At 66.6% G+C, this 2416-nt stretch carries 3 protein-coding genes; 2 read left to right on the top strand and 1 reads right to left on the bottom strand.

All coding sequences use genetic code 11. From position 1 onward, the window contains the following. Positions 1-118 precede the first annotated feature (118 nt). Entirely contained in the window at positions 119-1045 is a 927-nt protein-coding gene (locus D580_RS0114910) for a histone deacetylase family protein (protein ID WP_018955157.1), read from the top strand. Positions 1046-1131: 86 nt separating this feature from the next. Here the strand turns inward: D580_RS0114910 and D580_RS0114905 are convergent, their stop codons facing one another. Next, on the bottom strand, positions 1132-1692 hold the full coding sequence (locus tag D580_RS0114905; protein ID WP_018955156.1) for a thioredoxin family protein: 561 nt from the start codon (positions 1690-1692) through the stop codon (positions 1132-1134). A gap of 137 nt (positions 1693-1829) precedes the next feature. Here D580_RS0114905 and D580_RS0114900 point away from each other — a divergent pair, with 137 nt between their 5' ends. Continuing rightward, positions 1830-2174 (top strand): TraR/DksA family transcriptional regulator, encoded by a 345-nt coding sequence (locus D580_RS0114900; RefSeq protein ID WP_018955155.1) that lies wholly within the window; start codon positions 1830-1832, stop codon positions 2172-2174. The last annotated feature ends 242 nt before the right edge of the window (positions 2175-2416 follow it).

The raw sequence follows: 2416 nt of genomic DNA, 5'->3' as shown, positions 1-2416 counted from the left end.
CGCCCCGTCACAGCGAGCAGATCGGCGGCCGCAGTAGAAGGGTGGTGTGATATGCGGGCTAGGCCGGGATTCCCGGCCTGGACCATTTCCCGCCCGCAGCGGCCGAGGTGCGCCACCTATGAGTCTGTACTTCATCTCCCATCCGGCCTGTCTGGAACACCGCACGCCGGCCCATCACCCGGAGCGTCCCGAACGTCTTTCCGCCATCGACGATCAGCTCATCACCTCGGGCCTGGGCATGTGGCTGGATCACCGCGAGGCGCCCCGGGTGACCCGGGAGCAGTTGCTGAGGGTGCACGACGCGGCCTACCTGGACGAAATCGCAGGCCTGCGGCCCGGGCCGGACGAGACCCTGTGCATCGACGGCGGAGATACCTACGTGTCCGCGGGCAGTCTGGAGGCCGCCAGCCGGGCTGCGGGCGCGGTGGTGCACGGCGTGGACCTGGTGATGGGCGATGCGCGCAACGTGGCCTTCTGCAGCGTGCGTCCGCCGGGCCATCACGCCGGTCGCGACCGGGCCATGGGCTTCTGCCTCTACAACAACATTGCCGTGGGCGCCGCCCATGCCCTGGAGGCCCACGGCCTGGAGCGGGTGGCCATCGCCGACTTCGACGTGCACCACGGCAACGGCACCGATGACATCTTCCTGCACGAGCCCCGGGTACTGCTGTGCTCCACCTTCCAGCACCCCTACTACCCCCACGCGGGCGCCGAGGACCGACATGGCGCGCCGCGGGTGAACGTACCGCTGCCCGCGGGCACCCGCGGCGCGGCGTATCGCGCGGCGGTCAGTGAACGCTGGCTGCCGGCGTTGGATGCCTTCCGGCCCCAGCTGCTGCTGATCTCGGCGGGTTTCGACGGCCACCTGGAAGACGACATGGCCGGTTTCGGCCTGGTGGAGGCGGACTACGAGTGGGTGACGCGCGAGCTGCGCGGGATCGCGGAGCGCCACGCCGGCGGGCGCATCGTCTCGGTCCTGGAAGGGGGCTATGCCCTCTCAGCCCTGGGGCGCAGCGTCGTCGCGCACCTCAAGGCGTTGCTTTGAGGAGGGGCAAGTCTCAAGTGGCTAGTGGCAAGGAAAGCCGGAGTTTGGTTTACCTTGCCACTTGAGACTTGCCACTAGCCACTGCTTTATTCAGGTTTCCACTTGATGTTGCAGCCCAGGCTCGGCTTCTGGTCCTCGGGGATGGGCTGGCCGGCCAGCAGGGCGTTGGCGGCGGCGCGCAGGTCCTCGCCGGTCACCGGGAGGTCGCTGCCCGGGCGACAGCTGTCGAACTGACCGCGATAGACCAGCTTGCGGTCGGCGTCGAACATGAAGAAGTCCGGGGTGCATGCGGCCTGGTAGGCGCGGGCCACGGACTGATCCTCGTCGAACAGGTACGGGAAGGTGTAACCGAAACGGCGGGCCTCGTCTTTCATGTGTTCCGGGCTGTCTTCAGGGTAGTTCTCCACGTCGTTGGAGTTGATGGCGATCACCGCCAGGCCCTTGCGGGTGTACTCACGGCCGAAGCGGGCGAACTCGTGGCGGATGAGCTGCACGAAGGGGCAGTGGTTGCAGATGAAGGCGATCACGAAGCCCTTGGCGTCGGGGAAGTCGTCCAGGGAAATGGTCTTGCCGGTGCTCGGGTCGGGGAGGCGGAAGTTGGGGGCCGGGGTGCCCAGCTCCAGCATCACGGAGGGGGTGCGTGCCATGGTCGACTCCTTCGGTTAAACGGGTTTGGACATTAGCCCATCATTATAACCCGAGCGTCATGCCGGGGATTCGCCTTGACTTGTCGGGTGGCTGGCGCATGCTGGAACAACGACAGTGAACTTCACGGAGCCATGTGATGAGCGATCTCTTCGAGGACCTGCGCCGGCAATTGGAACAGCTGCGCGATGACCTGCAATCCCGCCTGGAGCGGGTGGAGCGCAATGTGCGCCACGAGGCCGAACCCCTGGACAAGGACTTCGCCGAGCAGGCGGTGCAGCGAGAGAACGAGGAGGTGGTGGATGCCCTGGGCAACGAGGCGCGACGGGAACTGACCCGGGTGCGCGAGGCCCTGAGGCGCATGGACCAGGGCGAGTACGGGATCTGCGAGGCCTGCGGCGAGGCCATCCCCGAGGCGAGGCTCAAGGTCCTGCCCCAGGCGCGACTGTGCGCCGCCTGTGCGTCACGGCAGGAGGGTGCTTGATCCAGGCTTTGGGCAAGGCTTCTGCCCGGGTAGGTCGGGCTTAAGCCCGACTGACGGCGTGCAACCGGGCACCGCTGTGTCGGGCTGAAGTCCGACCTACGATGGATGGTGATCTGCGGTCGCCATGTCCCGTGAGCATCCTGTCACCGCCTAGGAGCCTGTCGGACTTAGGTGCCCGTAGCGAGCCGAGTGGGAGAGTGAGGCCATTTTTTCGATCGTTTGAGGAGAATAGCCGTCGCTAT

The sequence above is a fragment of the Thioalkalivibrio sulfidiphilus genome (assembly GCF_000377945.1).
In the GTDB taxonomy this organism is placed as follows: Bacteria; Pseudomonadota; Gammaproteobacteria; order Ectothiorhodospirales; family Ectothiorhodospiraceae; genus Thioalkalivibrio_A; species Thioalkalivibrio_A sulfidiphilus_A.
This window is presented reverse-complemented; position numbering and strand designations above follow the sequence as displayed.